Here is a 20,053-nt window from a genome sequence, read left to right on the forward strand (position 1 = left end):
ATATATTGTAGTAGAATGGAGAATACAAAAAATGAACTTATTAGAAGAATTCAAAAAAAATCCCGGATTCGTCTACCGAATCGGGACTGATTACTATTATATAGGAAAATGGATCTGCAAGCCATGCACAGACGAAGCCGTTACAGACTGCCATGCCATGTATGAAATGTGCATCCAGGCAAAAGAACAGGCAAACGCAGCCCTTTATTTTCAGAAGCTGCGTGCCTACAGTGAATTTGCCCTGGACATTCCATACAATCCGGCAAAGATCCTTCAGTACCAGACCGCTCTTGTCGAAGCACTTTCCGATGCTGATATCCAGTCTCTTACCGACCAGCTTCGGCATTTTCACGATCAAGCATCTTAATCACATCCAGAAGTGTAGGATACACATACCGGCATAATCCTCTCACTTCTTCATCCGGCTGTGCAAGATCCGGGATCATCACCGGAATCATACCCGCAGCCGAAGCCGAGCGGATTCCTGCCGGTGCATCTTCAAGCGCAATACTATGTACCGGCTCGGTGCCGATCGCCTCGCACGCTTTGAGGTAAATTTCCGGATCCGGCTTTGCATGTTTCACCGAATCGCCAAAAACCCCGCCATCAAAATATTTCCACAAACCGACTTTCTCAAGAGATGCCTTTGCGTGGATCTCTCTGGAGGATGTCGCAAGTCCGACCTTGTATCCGTGTTCCTTCGCATAGATAAGAAGCTCCCTTGCTCCCTCTTTTACGCCAATCCCTTCTTTGTCACAAATGCCGTAATACTTCTCCCGTGTCAGCTCATTAAACTTATCCATCGGAAAATCTTCGCCATATACACTTTTAAAATATGCTTCTCTGCGGACCACATTGAATCCCAGCGTATGATAAATATGCTCCCCGATCCGTCCGTATCCGAGCTTCTCTCCTGCATAATTCCAGGATCTCTGCACAACACGTTCCGAATCAAGGAGCAGTCCGTCCATATCAAATACCAGTGCTTCTACCTTCATCAGAATTCAATTCCCTTTCCGAGGGCATCTTTTAAATACGTGGTTACGTCTTCCAGTTTTTCCAGAATTTCTTCACGTTCTTCCCACTCTTCGCCGGTCATATCTTTGCTGACCAGTGCCTGCTTGACATCTTTTAATTTTTTGATCAAATCTTCTGTCATAGTAAATCCCCCTTTTCTTATCAATTACTGTTTTTCTATAAATTTATTTTACCGATATTGTCAGCAAATTTCAACAGTTCATCCGAAAATGTAAACAAATCTTAACATTCGCCGCTATAAAAAACTCTTAGCTAACTTCCATTTTTCTACTTCCATTATATAACAAATGTGCTATAATAATTCAGTATGTAAAAAAGTGTTATAATCATAAGGGGATTAAGAAATTGGATGACAACAAATTAGAAGCAAAACTGCTGAAGATTAAAGCGCTTGCCGAACGGGGAGAAGGTGGCGAGAAAGAGGCCGCCATCAAAATGTATCATAAGCTTCTGAAGAAGTATGATATTGATGAAAAAGCATTACAAAAAGACAAGCTCAGCAAGCACTGGTTTACATATGAGACAGATATCGAGGAAAATCTTCTGGTCCAGATTTTTTACATGGTGACCGGAGATCCCGAATATTTCCGCCGGACAAGCCGTACACGCGGAACCCAGTGCGGATGCATATGTACCGATTTTGAGAAAACTGAAATTCGTTTTTATTTTGAATTTTACAAAGATGCACTCAATCAGGAACTGGAAGCCTTTTTGATGGCTTTCAAATTAAAAAATCATCTGTTTCCGGATGAAAGTGCAAGGTGCTTTGTTCCTGAGGAAGAGGAAGAGATATCAGAAATGCTGTTAAAAGCGCAGAAATTTGCAGAAGATATTGATAAGTCCAACCCGGTTCGCCGGATTGCATCTGCCGATCTTTCTGCTGATCCGGATGCACTGGAATCATAGGTATATACGTCGTTCTTTTGCGATATGCATTATAGCAAAAAAGCTGTTCTTAAAACAGGAGGGTATGACTCATATTAAATCATACCCTCCTGTTTTGATTTCTCGCGCTGTATCTGTGATAAAACTTATCTTCTGTACAATCTATAGCCTGCAGATACCGCCTTAACAACTCTTTTCCATCTGTCTGACCACCTAGGCAAGATTCCGAAGCCTTGCAATTTCTTCTTTATGCCCCGCATCATCCAGTGGCGTTTCCAGATAAAACGGCAGATCTTTTAATTTCGGGTGACGCATAACATTTAAAAGTGCCTCTATCCCAATCTCTCCGCCGCCGATCACCGCATGCCGGTCTTTTCTTGAACCAAATGGCATCATACTGTCATTTAAATGAATCGCTCTCAAAAGCTCAAGTCCAAGTACTTTGTCAAACTCTTCCAGCACCCCGTCCAGATCATTTACAATATCATATCCTGCTGCAAACACATGACAGGTATCCAGACAGATTCCGATCCGCTCCGGATGTGATACCCCGTCGCGGATTGCTTTCAGCTCTTCAAATCTCCAACCAATCTCTGTCCCTTTTCCGCTCATTGTCTCAAGCAGAACCGTAATATTCTCTTTTCCGGTAATCGCCTGGTCAAGCCCCGCAATGATATTCTGAATTCCTGCTTCTGCGCCAATTCCGGTATGGCTTCCAGGATGAAACACCAGATTCTCAATCCCCAGTCTGTCCATCCGCGTCACATCTTCCCGGATCACCGTGCAGGCGAATTCATACACCTCCGGCTTCGCACTCGCCAGATTCATCGTATAAGGTGCATGCGCCAGAATCGCTCCAAAACCGGCCTCTCTCCTGATCCTCTGAAACTCCTCCGCTTCCTTCACCGTCGGATCCTTATAATTCGATCCCCGCGGATTCCTGCTGAAAATCTGCATCGTATCTGCATTCATCTTCACCACATTCTCTGCAGTCTTCACAATCCCTTTCGCAATCGACATATGTGTTCCTATTACCATATTTATTAGATCGCTCTCGTATACTTCTTCAGCCATTCTTTCTCTTCATCATTCAGATAAGGAGACACCTTCTCATATACAGTTGCATGATAAGTATTCAGACGTTCCTTGTCTTCTGCATTCATGATATCCGGATTGATCGCATCCAGGTCAAATGGCACATAAGTAATCGGTTCAAAATACAGGAATTCTCCATACTCATTCTTCTCGCCTTCACAGACAAGCAATTCATTTTCCAGACGCACACCGTGAGATCCTTCGATGTAGATTCCCGGTTCATCCGTAATGACCATACCTGGCTGGAATGCATCAGACTCACCGGCTCTGTAAGTATAACGGAAACCTGCCGGTCCCTCGTGGATGTTCAGAAGATATCCAACCCCATGGCCTGTTCCGTGATTGAAGTCCAGTCCTCTGTCCCAAAACGGCTTTCTTGCCAGATAATCAAAGTTCATTCCGCAGCAGCCTTTCTTGAAGATCGGACTTGCAAGGTTCAGGTTACTGATCGCAACCAGTGTAAAATGATCTTTCATAATCTGTGAAACTTCTCCAAAAGCATATGTTCTGGTGATATCAGTAGATCCTTCGTAGAATCCTGCTCCTGTATCCGTCATCAGGAAAGTTCCCTCATGAAGCTCTACATTGGTCTCCGGTGAAGAAGAATAGTGTACGATCGCACTGTGCTCCCCGAATGCAGAGATCGGTCCGAAGCTTGGACGGATAAATCCACCCATCTCGGCACGGAACTCATCCAATTTGTCAGAAGCGCTCATCTCTGTGATCGTCTCTTTGCCAACATTTTCTTTCAGCCATTTCATAAATCTGACATGAGCCACGCTATCCTTGATCTCAGCGATACGGATATTTTCGACCTCTGTCGGATTCTTTACACATTTGAATAAGATCGCCGGATTTCTCTCTTCCACTTTCTTCACATTCTCCGGAATGTTCTTGTAAAGTGCAAAGTTCAGTCTTCCCGGATCTACCATCAGGACTTCTTCTGCTGCAACCTTCTTGATGTCCTCATAAATATCATTGTATGGGTGCAGAATAACCCCGTCTGCTGCAAGATGTGCTTTGATCTCATCGCTTAATTTTTTCTCATTCACAAAAAGATCCACCTTGTCCATTCTGATCACTGCATAGGTCAGAACCAACGGAAAATATTCTACGTCATTTCCACGAATGTTCAGTGTCCAGCAGATGTCATCCAGTGTGGTAAGAACGTGTGCTGTCGCACCTGCTTCTTTCATTGCTGCACGTGTACGTGCAAGCTTGCTCTCCACAGTCTCTCCTGTGTATTTCTGTTCCAGTTCAAATACCGGCTCTTCTGAAAGAATCGGACGGTCTTCCCATACTTCATCGATCAGATCATATGCATATACGACCTTTCCGTTCTTCTCAGATGCGATCTTCTCGTATTCTTCTCCTTCTGTTACAGAAACAACACGTCCATCAAATCCTACAGTTTCGCCTTCTGCCAGAGCTGTTTCCAAATATTCCCCAATCTTCGGAACGCCCGGCTGTCCCATCTTCATCAGTTCTACTGTTGTTCCCTCCAGCTGCTTTGCCGCCTGGATAAAGTATCTTCCGTCTGTCCACAGGCGTGCTTCTGTCTTTGAAACCACTGCTGTTCCTGCAGATCCCGTAAATCCGGTAATATACTCTCTTGCTTTAAAATGCTCCCCCACATATTCGCTCTGATGAAAATCTGCAGTCGGAATAATATAAATATCTATTCCCTTTTCCTGCATTTTTGCACGCAATTTTTCAAGTCTTTCCGGTATTGTAGACATTTTAAAAAACCTCCTTTAATTTTTCCATTCTCTGACCATTATAACCCGTAAACTTTTGAAAAGCAACCTAAGAAAAGGAGTCGGATTCGGCAAGAACATCATTTTCATTCAGATCCTGTGCACTGCCTGTAAGTCCGGTCACAAGTACCGCTACACATCCGATTATCTTCACCTTTTTTGACATCTTCCATCACCTTTCGCAAATTTTCACAAATGGTAGTCTACCCGGAAAATTTGTTCTGTCTATGGGAAAAATGTGATTTTTCTGTGACATCAGGACTGATGCATTGCTGCATGCTCCTTTTCCAGTTCTTTAAAAAGTTCCGGCACAGTCCACTGACTGTTTGTGTCTGTCAGAACCGCTTTATAATCAATACGTTTCATACCCTTCTTTCGCATCATAAATAAAATCTGATCCAGATGGCTGCCTGTCACTCCGGCAAATACCATCATCTCATCTGCCAGCTCTTCACCCTCATAAATCCTGTCTGTCTCTGACGCTTCTTTCATTCCGGCAAGTACACCAACCGTCTGAAAATACTCTTCTTTTTTTATCAGCCGCACCCGAATCCTGAGTGACATACAGATCATCTGCAGCTCCTGCGCACGCTTCTTATCTTTTATATTAAATAATAATACTGTTTCTCTCATAAATTTCCTCGACTACTCCGCTTTTCTCAAACGGTTCTTTTTATGTTTATTCCACTCTCCGATTACCTCACTGACAGTTGATACCGTAACAAACGCACTCTGGTCTGTCTCATGGATAAATGCAAGAAGCTTTGCATATTCACTCTTTTCCAGAATTGTAACCACTTCTGTCTGTTCCTGATTGCCCAGTCCTCCGACTGCCGGATAAAGAGTCGCCCCTCTGTGCAGCTCATGTACAACAAACTGCTGGATCTCCGGATATTTCTTTGACAGGATACACACCCTCTTACGGATACTGAAACCATCGATAAAATTATCCAGAACAATACCATAAAGATAAGTTCCCAGAAGGCTCACTACCAGTGTCTTTCTGTCGTAGACAAGGATAGACGTCGCAGCGGTCACAAATCCTGCGATCGTAAGACTCTTTCCAATTTCAAAATGCAAATATTTATTTAAAACTTTTGCAACAACATCAAGTCCACCAGAAGATGCATTGACATTAAACAAAATCGCCTGTCCGATGCTGATCACCAGAATATGGCACAGCATATTGATAAACATATCATCCGTGAGCGGCGGAACATCTGGTGTCACTGTTTCAAAAATACGCAGATAAACCGGGAGCATTAAAGATGTAATGACCGTCTTACCTCCGAATTCTTTTCCGACAAACACAATCCCTATGATCAGAAGTGCTACATTTAGAATCATCGTCATCGTCGAAACCTTCAGCGGAATAAAATTCGCCAGAACCATGACAAGTCCCGAAATACTTCCCACAACAAAGGAATTCGGCATCATCAGATAATACACTGATGCCGATACAATAAACATTCCTACCGTGATCGTTGCATACTCTTTCAATATGTTTTTTGCTTTGTTCTTCTCTTTCAATTTTCTTTCCTCTCTTTCATACCGGTGCCTCTTATTTCCCCAAATATGCGGCACACTATATTTTCCAACATAGCATGTTCATCATAACATACTTCTCATCAAACTTCTACGCTATGTTTCTCATTAAAAACATGAAATCTTCTTTCCATTTATAGTAGTTTCAATTATAATAAAGGAAGAGTGAATTTTTTAACAATTTAGAGAAGAGAGGGTTAATTATGAATGCTGATGGAAACGTAATCAAAATCAAACATGACGTACTGTTCGAAGTAGCAAAGCTTGCTTTTGCAGGTGAACTTGAAGAACAGCGTGATCACCTCCCGCTGAAGCTTATTCCGGGACCGACCCCGCAGTTCCGCTGCTGTATCTACAAAGAGCGTGAGATCATCCGCCAGAGAATCCGCCTCGCAGAAGGCAAAGCTCCGGGACCGGAAGATGATGGAAATATCATCCAGGTTATTTCTTCTGCCTGCGAAGACTGTCCGATCTCCAGCTACACAGTAACAGAGAACTGTCAGAACTGTCTTGGAAAGGCATGTATCAATGCCTGTAAGTTTGGGGCAATTGAACCGGGACATTACCGTTCCCACATTGACGCATCCAAATGTAAAGAATGTGGTCAGTGCGCCAAAGCCTGTCCGTACAATGCCATTGCACATTTAAAACGTCCGTGTAAATTCAGTTGTCCGGTCGATGCGATCACCTACGACGAGCATGGCATTTCCATAATCGACAAAAACAAATGTATCCGCTGCGGTAAATGTATCCACAGCTGTCCATTCGGTGCAATTGCTTCCAAAACATTTATTGTTCCGGTAATCAATGCTTTAAGAGAAGGCAAACACATCTACGCAATGGCTGCTCCTGCCACAGAAGGTCAGTTTGGTGCTGACATTACCATGGAAAGCTGGCGCAAAGCAATGAAAGAGCTCGGATTCGTAGATTTCTACGATGTAGGACTCGGTGGAGATATGACTGCTGCTTACGAAGCTGAAGAATGGGCTGAAGCTTACAAAGAAGGACAGAAAAAAGTAACCTCCTGCTGCCCTGCATTTGTAAATATGGTTCGCCTGCATTACCCACAGCTTGCTGACAATATTTCAACAACTGTTTCTCCGATGTGTGCAATTTCCCGTATGATCAAAGCACAGGATCCGGAAGCGATCACTGTATTTATCGGACCTTGCCTTGCTAAGAAATCCGAAGTTGTCGATCAGCAGATCGAAGGAAATGCAGATTATGTTCTTACATACAGCGAGATCCGTGCGATCATGAAAGCAAAAGACGTTGAACTCGAGGCCTGTCCGAACGACAACCAGACCGCTTCTACCTTCGGAAAACGCTTTGCAAATTCCGGCGGTGTAACAGCAGCCGTTCTGGAAAGTCTGAAAGAATCTGACAACTGCATCGATGCGAAAGTCTGTCGTGCAAATGGTTCTCAGGAATGTAAGAAAGCCCTCCTTCTCATGAAGGTTGGACGTCTTCCGGAAGACTTCATCGAAGGCATGGCATGTGACGGCGGATGTGTCGGCGGTCCAAGTTCATTCAATGACCAGATGGCTTCCAAGAAGAACCGTGATGCCTTGATCTCTCAGGCTGACGATCGTGGAATTCTTGATAATCTGAAGAATTACGATATGGATAAGTTCTCTATGCATAGAGACTAAAATTATAAAGGCGTATGAAAAATGAGAAATCATTTTTCATACGCCCTTTTTAACAAAAATTCTTATTCAAATGCATCAAAAATCGTGCAGGCATCTATTTATTATCCCCTATACCACGGCAGCCTGTCCCGCAGCATCATCTTTTCCATCCGCTCCAGATTCTTATCCGAATGCTCAATCTCCCGCGAATACCGGTACACCAGCTCTACGATCTCTTCTGGTGTAAGCTCTCCTTCATTTTTTATCCACCGTGCTTTCCACAGCTCATAAATATGGAAAGTACTTATTACTGCCATCTGCACCTTCGCATAAATCCTTCCATCATAAACTGCGCCACAGAAATAAGTGAAAATGAAATACACCAGCAGCTGCTCTGCCTGGATCTGGATATTGCTCTCTTCCTTCGCCCACCGCTTAAAGTCAGACGAGATTCCTTTATACGCATCTGCTCCATGTGAATACAGAAGTTCTTCGCTCTCCATCAGAAGCATATCCCAGTCCTCACGTAGAAGTTCCAATTCATAAAGTTCCCGGAACATCTTATGCGCCATCTCCCATTTTTCCTGCACAGACGGCTTTTCTTCTTTCCAAAGTTTCCGTACAAACTTTCTGGCACTCTTTGTCTGATAACGTTCAATGACTTCCTCGCAGGAAAATAACTGTTCCCGGTTAAATCTGCCCTGCAGATCATGCGCCATTCCAAGAATCAGTCCCACTCTTATTTTTAATGAATGCTCCCGGTCCTGCAGAATTCCAAGCATTGCATCTCTCGCATCTACAAGCATAGAATACAGAAACGGATCAAATTCCTCGTATTCCTCTTCTCCTTCTTTTTCATAAGTAAGAAAACGGACCGGCTCTTTCTTCTCCATCAAAATCCTTGCCACCTCCGGACAGGATACCGACAGGGTAATCTCCCGTACATCCTCAAACTCCTCGACATGTCTCGGATACAGGCGGCAGGTTTTACACAGACTTTTCTCTCCGAGATTCACATACATCTCACACAGATTACAGTCATTTAAAAATGCACATCGCTTTTCTTTATCCTGCCTGAAAATGCCACGGATCCAGTCCACGGATTTCAACATCGTAAACCAGAATTTTCCTTTCACATGCTTATACTTATTCAGTGATTTTTTGTCAATTACAATCTTCCACCCTGCACAACAGGTATCTTCACATTTGTCTGCGATGCAGGTGAACTCTTTATAATAATCCGGAATTGTATATTGCATTTATTTTTCTACCCCAACCTTCTTACAGATATCCGCCAGACAGCATCTGTCACAGTGCGGCTTCGTCCTTGCCGTACAAACTTCTCTTCCGTGGTACACCAGTCTGTGACAGAAATCGCTTCCTTCCTCTGGCGGAACCAGCTTCCAGAGTTCCATCTCTACTTTCTTCGGATCCTTAATCCCGTCTACCAGTCCAATACGGTTCACCAGACGGATACAATGGGTATCCGTTACGATCGCAGGCTCACCAAATACATCTCCCATGATCAGGTTCGCGCTCTTTCTCCCAACACCTGGCAGCTTTAAGATCGCATTAAAATCCTTCGGAATCTTTCCGCCATACTCATCCCGAAGCATCTTCATACAGGCACTGATATCCCGTGCCTTACTTTTCCCAAGTCCACAAGGACGTACAATCTCTTCGATATTATTTACATCTGCTTCTGCAAGTGCCTCTACTGTCGGATATTTTGCAAATAAACCTTCTACGACTACATTTACCCTTGCATCCGTACACTGTGCCGCAAGACGCACACTGACCAGAAGTTTCCATGCCTGATCATAATCCAGAGTACAGTCTGCATCCGGATATTCCTTTCTCAAGCGTTCTATTACTTCCAATGTTCTCTGTTTCTTTGTCATCTTTTTTGTCCTTCTTTATCTCATATTTTGTATAGTAAGATAATTCATCTGCTTCATTAGTTTAAGATCTTCTTTGTTAAATGCAAGAAGATTCATAAGCTTTTCTTTATTTACAATTTCTTTTTCCGAAATCACTGCTTTAAAGGTCACCGGAAGCATCGTATAATTAGAGAGACCGGACACCAGTGCCAGTTGCTGTCCCGGATTCACCAGATTATTTACACAGGAGATCATGATATGTTCTGATTTCAGAGCCTGGTTATGAAGCATATAGGTTCCAATAAATCCTTCCTTTTCATACTCACCAGTATAAAGTCCGCCACATTCCCCCGGTTCTTTGACCTCACTTACATCATTAAACAAATGCACTTTATATTTGTTATTCTTTCCTTCCACCGCCTGCTGTTCAATCACACTTTTGACAATTACTTTTCCAATCCCGTCATAGCTGTACATGTACAATTTTTCAATTGTCTCCGCATAAGTACATTCTTCCTCTTCCTCAGCAATCTCATCTCCGATAATTGCAAGAGGTGACACCTTAAAAATCTTAGACAATTCAAGAAATGTCGAAATATCCAATGAAATATCCCCTTTTTCGTATTTAGAAACTGTCGACACACTCTTATGCAGTCTTACAGCAAGTTCTTTCAGCGTCATATTATATGCCATCCGGTATTTTCTAATATTACGCCCTACCTTCTCATCTACATTCATACCAATTTTCTTTCCTTTAAATCAATTTTTTTATGATATGTGCATAAATTTTAACGCATTTCCCCAATTTTCTAGTATGCACCATATTTTTTCTCTTTTTTCAATAATAACACGTCTGATTTTTTCGTGTCAATAAAATGCACCTCTTTTGTCTTTTCTGATTTACCCGGATAAAATGATAGCATAAAAACACAAGCCACGGAGTCATCCGTATGACAAATATGTGGAAGGAGAATACAAATGAAAGTAGAAAAAAGGTTACTCAAATACATCGCAATCAAAACACCATGCGATGAAAACAGCGATACAGTTCCAACCTCTCAGTGTCAGTTTGATCTTGCAAGAATCCTTGCTGATGAACTGAAAGAACTCGGACTTGACAAGGTTGTTCTGGACGATAAATGCTTCGTTTATGGAATCCTTGCAGCAACACCAGGATATGAAAATAAGAAAAAGCTTGGACTTATCGCACATATGGATACTGTACCAGAATTTTGCGAGGCAGAAATCCATCCGGTCTGTACACCAGATTATGACGGATGTGATCTCGTTCTCGGAGACAGTGGACGGGTTCTTACAACCAAAGATTTCCCGCATCTGAAAGGATTAAAGGGACGTACACTCATCACTTCCGATGGGAATACCATCCTCGGAGTTGACGACAAAGCCGGTATTGCTGAGATCATGCAGCTTCTTGAGATCCTGATCACAGAAAAGATTCCGCACGGACAGATCAGTGTCGCATTTACACCGGACGAAGAATGTGGCAGCGGCGCTGCACATTTTGATTTTGATACTTTTGACGCGGAGGTTGCCTATACGCTGGACGGGGACGGCGAAGGCGAGATCCAGTATCAGAACTTCAATGCATGCGAAGCAAAATTTGAGATCAATGGCAAAAATGTACATCCGGGTTCTGCAAAAGATGTGATGATCAATGCCGTTCTCATTGCCGCAGATATCAACAATATGCTCCCAAGATTCGAGATTCCGCGTCATACCGAACAATATGAAGGATTCTACCATCTTCTGAGCATACACGGAGATGAAGGGCATGCCGTATCCGAATACATCATCCGCGACCACGACAGCGCAAGCTTTGAAGCCCGCCGCAATACGCTCCGCCATATCGAAAAGATCTTAAATGAGCTCTGGGGCGAGGGTACAGTCACACTGACACTTACCGATGAATACCAGAACATGGAATGTATCATCAAAGATCACATGTATCTGATTGATTATGCTAGAGAGGCCTGTGCGAAAGCAAATGTTCCGGAGGATATTTCTCCAATCCGCGGAGGTACAGACGGCTGCAAGCTTTCCTTTAAAGGTCTTCCTTGCCCGAACCTTGGAACAGGCGGACACGGATATCACGGACCACTGGAGCACGTCACCATCGAAGGTATGGAAGCAGCTGTCCGTGTCATTGTAGAACTTGTAAAAATCTTTGCAAATGAGTAAATACCAAATAGGAAACGGAGATACTGATTATGAAAAAGAAAAAAATATCTTTCCCTTCTGCGCTCACTGTATTATTTATCGTCCTTATTTTCGCTGCAATTTTAACTGCAGTGGTACCGGCAGGGCTTTATTCCAAATTAACGTACAACGCAGACCATGATGTATTTGAAATCACAACACCGGAAGGTGAAGTGACAGAAATGGCTCCTACCCAGAAATCCCTGGACGAGCTGGGTGTTACCGGAAACTTAAATAAATTCCTTGATGGAAGTATCAGCAAACCGATCGCTGTTCCTGGAACCTACGAGAGAGTCGATCAGGAACCGCAGGGCGTATTTAAAATCCTCCTTGCAGCAATCAGTGGTGTTTACGATACCATTGATATCATCCTTTTTGTATTTATCCTCGGCGGATGTATCGGTGTCCTGAATTATATGGGTGCATTCAATGCGGCAATCGCGGCACTTTCCAAAGTCACCAAGGGCAAAGAATATATCCTGATCATCCTGATCACGATTATTATCGCAGCCGGTGGAACTACCTTCGGTCTTGCAGAAGAAACCATTGCACTTTACCCGATCCTTGTACCGGTATTCCTTGCAGCCGGATATGATGTTATGGTTTGTATCGCTGCAATTTACATGGGATCTTCTATCGGAACCATGTTCCCGACCATCAACCCGTTCTCTGTCGGAAACGCATCCAATGCAGCTGGAATCAGCCTTGCTGACGGTATGGGAATCCGTGGTGTTGCTCTGGTACTCGGCACTCTGATCACTTTGATCTACATCCTTCGCTATGCAAAGAAGGTAAAAGAAGATCCTACAAAATCAATCTGTTACGACCAGTATGAACATCATATGCAGAAATTCGGTCATCAGGGCGAGGTTCCTGAATTTACCGGAAAAATGAAGCTTTCCCTCCTCGTATTCGGCGTATCCTTCGGTGTGCTTGTATGGGGACTTGTAGCTCAGGGCTGGTGGTTCGACAACATGACTGCCCTCTTCCTTGCCTGCGCGATCCTGCTTGCATTTACTTCAGGAATCGGCGAAAAGAACTTTATGGATCAGTTTATCGGCGGTGCCGCTGACCTGATGGGCGTAGCTCTGGTAGTCGGTGTGGCACGTGGTATCAACATCATTCTGGAAGACGGTATGATTTCTGACACCATCCTGGAATTCTTCTCAGGTGCGATCAGTGGAATGAATCCGATCGTATTCATCATCTTGATGATGCTTGTATTTATCGTACTCGGATTCTTTATTTCCTCTTCCTCAGGGCTTGCAGTTCTGTCCATCCCGATCATGGCTCCGCTTGCCGACACCGTAGGTGTTTCAAGATCAGCAATCGTATCTGCTTATGCATACGGTCTTGGTCTGATTTCTTTCATCACACCAACCGGTCTGATCCTTGCATCCCTTGCGATGGTGGATGTTACTTATGATAAATGGCTGAAATTCATCATGCCGCTGATGGGTATGACTACCGTCTTCAGTGCGATCATGCTGATCATTCAGTTATATGTATAAGCTTCTTGCATAAGGAGGTAAACTCTTATGGATTTTGAAAAACAAATACAGACAGACCGTGAAAGTCTGATCCAGGATATTATGAAACTGGTGTCCATAGACAGCGTGGAAACCGCACCGGATGCAGGAATGCCTTTCGGTGCAGGCGCTGCCAAAGCACTTGACTGCTTTCTCGAAACGGCAGAATCCATTGGTCTTAAAACAGAAAATTTTGATCACTATGCCGGACACGCAGATTATGGGGATCAGGAAGAAACTCTCGGAATCCTCGGTCATGTGGACGTGGTTCCATGCAGTGGCAGCTGGGTATGTGATCCGTTTAAACCGGAAATCATTGACGGAAAGCTGTATGGTCGTGGCGTACTTGATGATAAAGGTCCTCTTCTTGCCTGCCTCCATGCAGTCAAGATTTTAAAAGAAATGGGTGTGCCACTCAGCAAAAAAATCCGTTTTATTGTAGGTGCGAATGAAGAGACAGACTGGAAATGCATGGACTATTATTTCAACAAGAAAAAGATTCCTGCTCCACAGATGTCCTTCACACCGGATGCAGTATTCCCACTTATTTACGCTGAAAAAGGCGTCTTTCAGTATCAGCTTGTAACCGATGTCTCAGAGGATATCACTTTATCCGGTGGAAATGCATTTAACGCAGTCGCAGACCATGCTTCCGTCCTGCTTCCTCTCGAACTGGAAACCGTGATCCGCAAGAGCCTGCTCTCCTGGGAGACACAGACCAGATGCCATTTCACAGTAGAAAATGCGGGTGCATCCCTCCGGCTGACCGCAGAAGGTTTTGCCGCACACGCAGCACATCCTTCTACCGGAATCAATGCGATCAGCGGACTGATGTCAGCTTTATCTGAGCTTTCTCCGGAAAATGAGTTGGCAAGGATTGCCACATTTTATATGGAGCACATCGGTTTTGACCTGACCGGAAAGGGACTTGGAATCGATCTTACAGATGAGATCTCCGGCAGATTAAGTTTCAATGTCGGAAAGGTCGAAGTATGCGATCATAAGGTGATTTTCTCCATCGACAACCGTGTACCGGTTACTTACCGGTGCGCCCAGGTTCAGGAGCTCATTCAGAAACAGCTTATCGGTTCCGGATTCCGTTTTGAGAACCCATATGCAACTGAATCCATCCACGTACCTGAGGATTCTTTCCTGGTTCAGACTCTGATGGAATCCTACCGCAATGTCACCGGTGATATGTCCGCAAAACCTCTGGTAGACGGTGCCTGCTCTTACGCAAGAGCACTGGATAACTGTGTCGCTTTCGGCGCACTCCTCCCAGACCAGCCTGATCTGATGCATCAGACAAATGAATGTCTGGAGCTGGATAAACTGGATCTCTGGATGAAGATTTATCTGGATGCAATCTACCGGCTTGCAAAATAAACAATAACGTATAACTAAGAGAGAATAACGTAATGCTTTTGTTATTTTTTACGTTATTCTCTCTTTTTTTGTTCATTTTTTGTTTATTATGTATATTTTCTATCCATTTCACATACAAATTCGATGACATCCCAGAACATTTATGGTATAATTTAGAAAATCTAATTACTTATTTGTTAAGATACCAGAGACAAGAGGTCAGAAAGCCGATGCAAGCTTGCTTGCAAGAGGATTTTTGACCTCTTGACCCGCCAAAAACATGAGTAAGTAGCCATTTTTCAAAGAAAAATGAGTGGATTACAAATGTTTTTGAGGATTGCGAGAGTGCAAAGCACGTAGCAATCTGGTATCAAAGGGGGCAAAAATACCTTTTGGCCCCAACTTCTTGTTAACGCACAATATGAGGGGGATTTTACATGAAAAAATTATCACGTCATGAACTGATGCAATACGGAACGGCTATCATTTCGTTCCTTATTGTAATGACGTTCACACTTCTGATTTTTTTCTGGTTTGTACAACAGAGCGTTGATAAAAGTGTACAGAATGTTCTTCAAAAAAACACACTGCAGCAAAAGGATCACTTGGAACTGGTTCTGGAAAAAGAATATGAATTTCTGGAGAGCCCTGCTGCATACTTCGGAACAACTTCCGATCTGTTCAGCAACGATAATCTTCAGCTTCTTGCTGAACTGGCTTCTTCCAGCTCCTATCATCGGCTTATGCTTTTTTCTACAGACGGTATCGGGCACTCCAGCGATGGAAAGAAGACCGATGCAAGTTCACGGGACTATTTTCAAAAGACATTGGAAGGCAGACGCGTCATTAGTTCTCCTCTGTCAAGCAGCGTAGACAACGAAACCCTTGTTGTCCTCACAGTTCCTGTTTATGACAAAGATCAGAATATTATCGGTGTCTTTGGAGGCTCCATCGATGTCACGGAACTGACTACCATGCTTTTTGAGGATCTGTATTCGGGTTCCGGCTACTCATTTATCACAGACCCGGACGGCAACATCATTTCCATTGAATCTACGCACAACGAAATCCGGAAGAACTTTTTTACTTCTTCCTCTGACTGGGTATTTCAGACTTCGGAAGATGGCGCTACCCTTCAGGAAGATTTTAAGCAAGGACACGCAAACTGCCGCAAGATTATATCAGATTTATCATATGCACGCTATATTTCCTACCAGCCGCTAAAGTACAACGGCTGGATGCTCTGCTATATCATTCCTGCTGTCGATGCCCGTCAACCCTTTGCTTTTATCAACAACTTTGAAATCATTCTGTTCGCCTTTTTTATCTGCATTGTGCTGCTTCTGATCTTCGCACTCTGGAAGATCAACCAGAAGAATCAGACTTCGCTTCTTCGCCAGGCGCATACAGATGCTCTGACCGGACTTCTGAACAAAGTTTATGCAGAATACACGATTTCCGAATGGCTGCGCGAAAAAGATTTTGAAGATTTACAGGCTTTAATGATGATCGATATGGATTATTTCAAGCAGATCAATGATACTTATGGACATGCAACCGGTGACCAGGTACTGAAAATATTTGCTGGATTTCTGAAAGAACAGTTCCGGGCAACCGATATCATCGGCCGTGTCGGTGGTGACGAATTTATGATCCTGATGAAAAATGTACGTCTGGATTACAGTATCCATCTGCATTTGCAAAAGCTCTATACAAATCTTCAAAATATAGATATCCCGGAACTAAATGACCAGAAACTTTCCTGCAGTATCGGCTGTGCTGTTGCTCCAACGGATGCTGAATCTTTCAGCCAGTTATACCGCCTTGCTGATCATGCTCTGTACACAGCTAAGCACAACGGACGTGGACGTTTTGTTATTTACCACGATATCAAGAACCAGCAGGAAACCGTTTTATCCTGATCAACGTCAGGAATTCTGGTACAGGTCAATATTCCTGTCATTTAATCTCAAAATTCCCGCCGGGCAGATCCTGTACCTGTCCGGCGGGAATTTCATTCTTCTTTATATCTCAGATATGCCCCGGCACATCCAGTCATTTTTAATCATCGTAAGTATCCAGGAAATTGTGTCTTACACCTTTTGCCTTGTAACCGACAACCGTATCCAGATTGACATTTTCCACACTCTTGAAAATATTACCCTCCACAAACGGATTCGTCTTCTTAAGCTCTGCAATCAGCTTTTTGATTTCCATACGCTTTGACTGATTTTCTTCATTGTTGCAGGTTGTACAGGTATCGGTAAACTTACATGCACACTGGATAAAATGCAGATCATTGTAATCTCTCCATGCCTTGATGTCATCCTCACGGATCAGATACATCGGGCGGATCAGTTCCATCCCTTCAAAATTTGTACTGTGAAGCTTCGGCATCATAGTCTGCACCTGTGCACTGTAGAGCATTCCCATCAGGATCGTCTCGATCACATCATCATAATGATGTCCCAGTGCGATTTTGTTGCAGCCCATCTGCTGTGCAAAATTATAAAGATATCCACGTCTCATCCTTGCACAGATATAACACGGTGATTTTTCAATCTCAAATACCGATTCAAAAATATTGGATTCAAAGATCTGGATCGGAATCTTCATCTTCCTTGCATTTTCTTCAATGACCTTCCGGTTCTCCGGACTGTATCCCGGATCCATCACCAGGAACTTTACTTCAAAGTTAAATTTGTTGTGACGCTTTAATTCCTGGAAAAGCTTTGCCATCAGCATTGAATCTTTTCCACCGGAAATACATACTGCGATCCGGTCACCTTCTTTGACCAGTTCATATTCTCTGACAGCTTTTGTAAATTTGGACCAGATCTTCTTTTTGAACTTCTTGCGGATACTAAGCTCCACATGTTCACAGACATCATCTGCTTCCTTTTTCTTCATATCTGCCATCAGCCATCCAACATAACCGCCCTTCAGGCTGTATGCTTCATATCCCTGCTCCTGCAGTTCTTCTGCGATATCCCTGCTGATCTGTCCTCTGCTGCAGCAGATAATGATCTTCTTTTCCTTATCTTCCGGCGGATTCTCCATCAGTACATCTGCTGAGCTTGCCGTCGAATTCGGCAGGATTCCATGGGCGCGCTCAATCTCGCCACGGATATCAAAAAGCTCGTAGGATTCTGCAGGAAGCGCTTCCATTTCCTCGATCGTAATATCTATACTCATTGATTTTCTCCTTATAAAAAGAATGTCCCCTGACACATAATCCTCTTTATTGAACAGAAAGTTCCATCTGGATTATTGTCAAATAAAAAATGCGCATGTATCGGTACATATCATAGCATAATCTGTGCATCTGGTCAAAGGGAGATCCATCCGAAAATACTGGATTTCCGCTTATCGCACAGCATTTTCAACACTCCTGACTGCCGCAATTCCTTTCGGAAATGCAAGACTGACAAACAGTGAATAGTACCAGCCAAATCCGGCATTTTCCATCATAATCCCATATGCCATGCTTACGAAAATGTAGCTGCACATGATCGGAATGGATTTCAGAAAAACATTTTTTCTGATCTGTGCCTTTGTCATAGTGTTTTCTCCTTAAAATTTTCTGTGCACATCGAAAAAGACGAAGGTTTCGAAAAACCTCCGTCCAAAATTCCTGTGTGTATAATATTTATTTGCCCTGAACCGCTGCAAATCCACCTTCAAGATCTGCGATGATATCATCGATATGTTCTGTACCGATAGAAAGACGGATTGTGTTCGGTTTGATTCCCTGATCAAGCAGTTCTTCTTCTGTCAGCTGAGAATGTGTTGTTGTTGCCGGATGGATAACAAGGCTCTTAACATCCGCAACATTTGCAAGCAGCGAAAAGATCTTCAGGTTGTCGATGAACTTGTGAGCTTCTTCCTGTCCGCCTTTGATCTCGAATGTGAAGATAGATGCTCCACCATTCGGGAAATATTTTTCATAAAGTGCATGATCCGGATGATTCGGCAGTGACGGATGGTTCACATGCTCTACCATTGGATGGTTAGAGAGGTATTCTACTACTTTCTTTGTATTTTCTACATGACGGTCAATTCTAAGTGACAGTGTCTCTGTTCCCTGCAGAAGAAGGAATGCGTTAAATGGAGAAATTGTTGCTCCCATATCACGAAGAAGGATTGCACGGATGTAAGTTACAAATGCTGCCGGACCTGCTGCATCTACGAAAGATACTCCGTGGTAGCTTGGGTTTGCATCTGCGATTGCCGGGTATTTTCCACTTGCTTTCCAGTCAAATTTACCGGAATCTACGATGATTCCACCAAGAGTTGTTCCGTGTCCACCGATGAATTTGGTAGCAGAATGTACAACGATGTCTGCTCCGTGTTCGATCGGACGGATCAGATACGGTGTTCCGAATGTGTTGTCGATTACAAGCGGAAGTCCATGCTTGTGTGCAATTTCAGCGATCGCATCGATATCCGGGATATCACTGTTCGGATTACCAAGAGTTTCAAGATAGATGGCTCTTGTGTTATCCTGAATTGCATCTTCTACTTCTTTCAGGTTATGTGCATCTACAAATGTAGTTGTGATTCCGTAATGTGTCAGTGTGTGTTCAAGAAGGTTGAAGCTTCCACCGTAGATTGTCTTCTGCGCTACGATATGTCCGCCATCTGCTGCAAGTGCTTCGATGGTATATGTAATTGCAGCTGCTCCGGATGCTGTTGCAAGAGCTGCCACACCACCTTCAAGTGCTGCGATTCTCTTTTCAAATACGTCCTGTGTAGAGTTTGTCAGACGTCCGTAAATGTTACCTGCATCTGCAAGTCCGAATCTTGCTGCTGCATGTGCAGAGTTCTTAAATACATAAGATGTTGTCTGGTAAATCGGTACTGCTCTGGCATCAGATGCCGGATCTGGTTCTTCCTGTCCTACGTGAAGCTGAAGTGTTTCAAATTTATAATCGCTCATATTTTTCTACCTCTCTTTTCTACTGTCTGATGTATCGTGATCTCTATAGTGATCTTTCAAATTTGATAGTTGCATTATATCTACTTTTACCTACTTTGTCAATAGGTTAATAGGGAATTATTTTAAAAACATTTAATTTCAATATGTTTTATCTGTTTTTCTTCTATCAATA

General features: G+C 43.3%; 19 protein-coding genes. 7 read left to right on the forward strand and 12 right to left on the reverse strand.

Annotated features, from left to right (window positions below):
- Window positions 1-367, forward strand: a 367-nt coding sequence (locus PGR14_RS12215; RefSeq protein WP_270223484.1) for a hypothetical protein, incomplete at its 5' end; no start/stop codon positions are given.
- Here the strand turns inward: PGR14_RS12215 and PGR14_RS12220 are convergent.
- Both PGR14_RS12220 and PGR14_RS12225 read right to left on the reverse strand, forming a co-directional pair.
- Entirely contained in the window at window positions 327-998 is a 672-nt protein-coding gene (locus PGR14_RS12220) for an HAD family hydrolase (RefSeq protein WP_055156196.1), read from the reverse strand. The two genes, PGR14_RS12215 and PGR14_RS12220, sit on opposite strands and share 41 nt — an antisense overlap.
- Window positions 998-1,159: a hypothetical protein gene (locus PGR14_RS12225; protein WP_008369991.1), complete on the reverse strand. Its 162-nt coding sequence runs from the start codon at window positions 1,157-1,159 to the stop codon at window positions 998-1,000. Before PGR14_RS12225 ends, PGR14_RS12220 begins: the two co-directional genes overlap by 1 nt.
- Window positions 1,160-1,383: 224 nt before the next feature.
- Here PGR14_RS12225 and PGR14_RS12230 point away from each other — a divergent pair, with 224 nt between their 5' ends.
- A complete protein-coding gene (locus PGR14_RS12230; RefSeq protein ID WP_022220216.1) occupies window positions 1,384-1,944 on the forward strand; it encodes a hypothetical protein in 561 nt (186 codons plus the stop codon).
- 192 nt (window positions 1,945-2,136) lie between these two features.
- Here PGR14_RS12230 and PGR14_RS12235 read toward each other — a convergent pair whose 3' ends face one another.
- The 4 genes from PGR14_RS12235 to PGR14_RS12250 all read right to left on the reverse strand — a co-directional run bounded on the left by PGR14_RS12235 (window position 2,137) and on the right by PGR14_RS12250 (window position 6,305).
- Entirely contained in the window at window positions 2,137-2,997 is an 861-nt protein-coding gene (locus PGR14_RS12235; RefSeq protein WP_173692277.1) for a deoxyribonuclease IV, read from the reverse strand.
- Window positions 2,967-4,757: an aminopeptidase P family N-terminal domain-containing protein gene (locus PGR14_RS12240; RefSeq protein ID WP_008369981.1), complete on the reverse strand. Its 1,791-nt coding sequence runs from the start codon at window positions 4,755-4,757 to the stop codon at window positions 2,967-2,969. Before PGR14_RS12240 ends, PGR14_RS12235 begins: the two co-directional genes overlap by 31 nt.
- A 273-nt stretch (window positions 4,758-5,030) precedes the next feature.
- Window positions 5,031-5,408, reverse strand: a complete 378-nt coding sequence (locus PGR14_RS12245) for a DUF3783 domain-containing protein (RefSeq protein ID WP_055156200.1) — start codon at window positions 5,406-5,408, stop codon at window positions 5,031-5,033.
- A gap of 12 nt (window positions 5,409-5,420) precedes the next feature.
- Entirely contained in the window at window positions 5,421-6,305 is an 885-nt protein-coding gene (locus PGR14_RS12250) for a YitT family protein (protein ID WP_082424298.1), read from the reverse strand.
- A 218-nt stretch (window positions 6,306-6,523) separates the two neighbouring features.
- On the opposite strand from PGR14_RS12250, the gene PGR14_RS12255 reads away from it, so the two are divergent.
- Window positions 6,524-7,972, forward strand: a complete 1,449-nt coding sequence (locus PGR14_RS12255) for a 4Fe-4S dicluster domain-containing protein (protein ID WP_022220021.1) — start codon at window positions 6,524-6,526, stop codon at window positions 7,970-7,972.
- A gap of 101 nt (window positions 7,973-8,073) precedes the next feature.
- Here PGR14_RS12255 and fliB read toward each other — a convergent pair whose 3' ends face one another.
- The 3 genes from fliB to PGR14_RS12270 are packed head-to-tail and all read right to left on the reverse strand — an operon-like array spanning window position 8,074 to window position 10,569.
- Window positions 8,074-9,210, reverse strand: coding sequence for a flagellin lysine-N-methylase (fliB, locus tag PGR14_RS12260; RefSeq protein ID WP_055156202.1), 1,137 nt, complete (start codon window positions 9,208-9,210; stop codon window positions 8,074-8,076).
- Window positions 9,211-9,852, reverse strand: a complete 642-nt coding sequence (locus PGR14_RS12265) for an endonuclease III domain-containing protein (protein WP_055156204.1) — start codon at window positions 9,850-9,852, stop codon at window positions 9,211-9,213.
- A 15-nt stretch (window positions 9,853-9,867) separates the two neighbouring features.
- Window positions 9,868-10,569, reverse strand: a complete 702-nt coding sequence (locus tag PGR14_RS12270; protein ID WP_055156206.1) for a helix-turn-helix domain-containing protein — start codon at window positions 10,567-10,569, stop codon at window positions 9,868-9,870.
- A 240-nt stretch (window positions 10,570-10,809) separates the two neighbouring features.
- Between PGR14_RS12270 and pepT the strand changes: the two genes are divergently transcribed.
- The 4 genes from pepT to PGR14_RS12290 all read left to right on the forward strand — a co-directional run bounded on the left by pepT (window position 10,810) and on the right by PGR14_RS12290 (window position 16,864).
- On the forward strand, window positions 10,810-12,030 hold the full coding sequence (gene pepT, locus PGR14_RS12275) for a peptidase T (RefSeq protein WP_055156207.1): 1,221 nt from the start codon (window positions 10,810-10,812) through the stop codon (window positions 12,028-12,030).
- A 29-nt stretch (window positions 12,031-12,059) separates the two neighbouring features.
- A complete protein-coding gene (locus PGR14_RS12280; RefSeq protein WP_156330672.1) occupies window positions 12,060-13,559 on the forward strand; it encodes a YfcC family protein in 1,500 nt (499 codons plus the stop codon).
- 27 nt (window positions 13,560-13,586) lie between these two features.
- Window positions 13,587-14,963, forward strand: coding sequence for a dipeptidase PepV (gene pepV, locus PGR14_RS12285; RefSeq protein ID WP_008369960.1), 1,377 nt, complete (start codon window positions 13,587-13,589; stop codon window positions 14,961-14,963).
- Between the two features lie 416 nt (window positions 14,964-15,379).
- A complete protein-coding gene (locus tag PGR14_RS12290) occupies window positions 15,380-16,864 on the forward strand; it encodes a sensor domain-containing diguanylate cyclase (protein WP_270223486.1) in 1,485 nt (494 codons plus the stop codon).
- Between the two features lie 139 nt (window positions 16,865-17,003).
- Here the strand turns inward: PGR14_RS12290 and PGR14_RS12295 are convergent, their stop codons facing one another.
- The 3 genes from PGR14_RS12295 to PGR14_RS12305 all read right to left on the reverse strand — a co-directional run bounded on the left by PGR14_RS12295 (window position 17,004) and on the right by PGR14_RS12305 (window position 19,881).
- Window positions 17,004-18,137 carry an ATP-binding protein gene (locus PGR14_RS12295; RefSeq protein WP_008369954.1) on the reverse strand — a complete coding sequence of 378 codons (1,134 nt, stop codon included), beginning with the start codon at window positions 18,135-18,137 and terminating at the stop codon, window positions 17,004-17,006.
- Between the two features lie 171 nt (window positions 18,138-18,308).
- Window positions 18,309-18,503, reverse strand: coding sequence for an AzlC family ABC transporter permease (locus tag PGR14_RS12300; protein ID WP_243267923.1), 195 nt, complete (start codon window positions 18,501-18,503; stop codon window positions 18,309-18,311).
- A gap of 88 nt (window positions 18,504-18,591) precedes the next feature.
- Window positions 18,592-19,881 carry an O-acetylhomoserine aminocarboxypropyltransferase/cysteine synthase family protein gene (locus tag PGR14_RS12305; protein WP_008369949.1) on the reverse strand — a complete coding sequence of 430 codons (1,290 nt, stop codon included), beginning with the start codon at window positions 19,879-19,881 and terminating at the stop codon, window positions 18,592-18,594.
- Window positions 19,882-20,053 lie beyond the last annotated feature (172 nt).

The organism is Coprococcus sp. AF99-45 (assembly GCF_027663865.1).
GTDB lineage: Bacteria > Bacillota > Clostridia > Lachnospirales > Lachnospiraceae > Allocoprococcus > Allocoprococcus comes.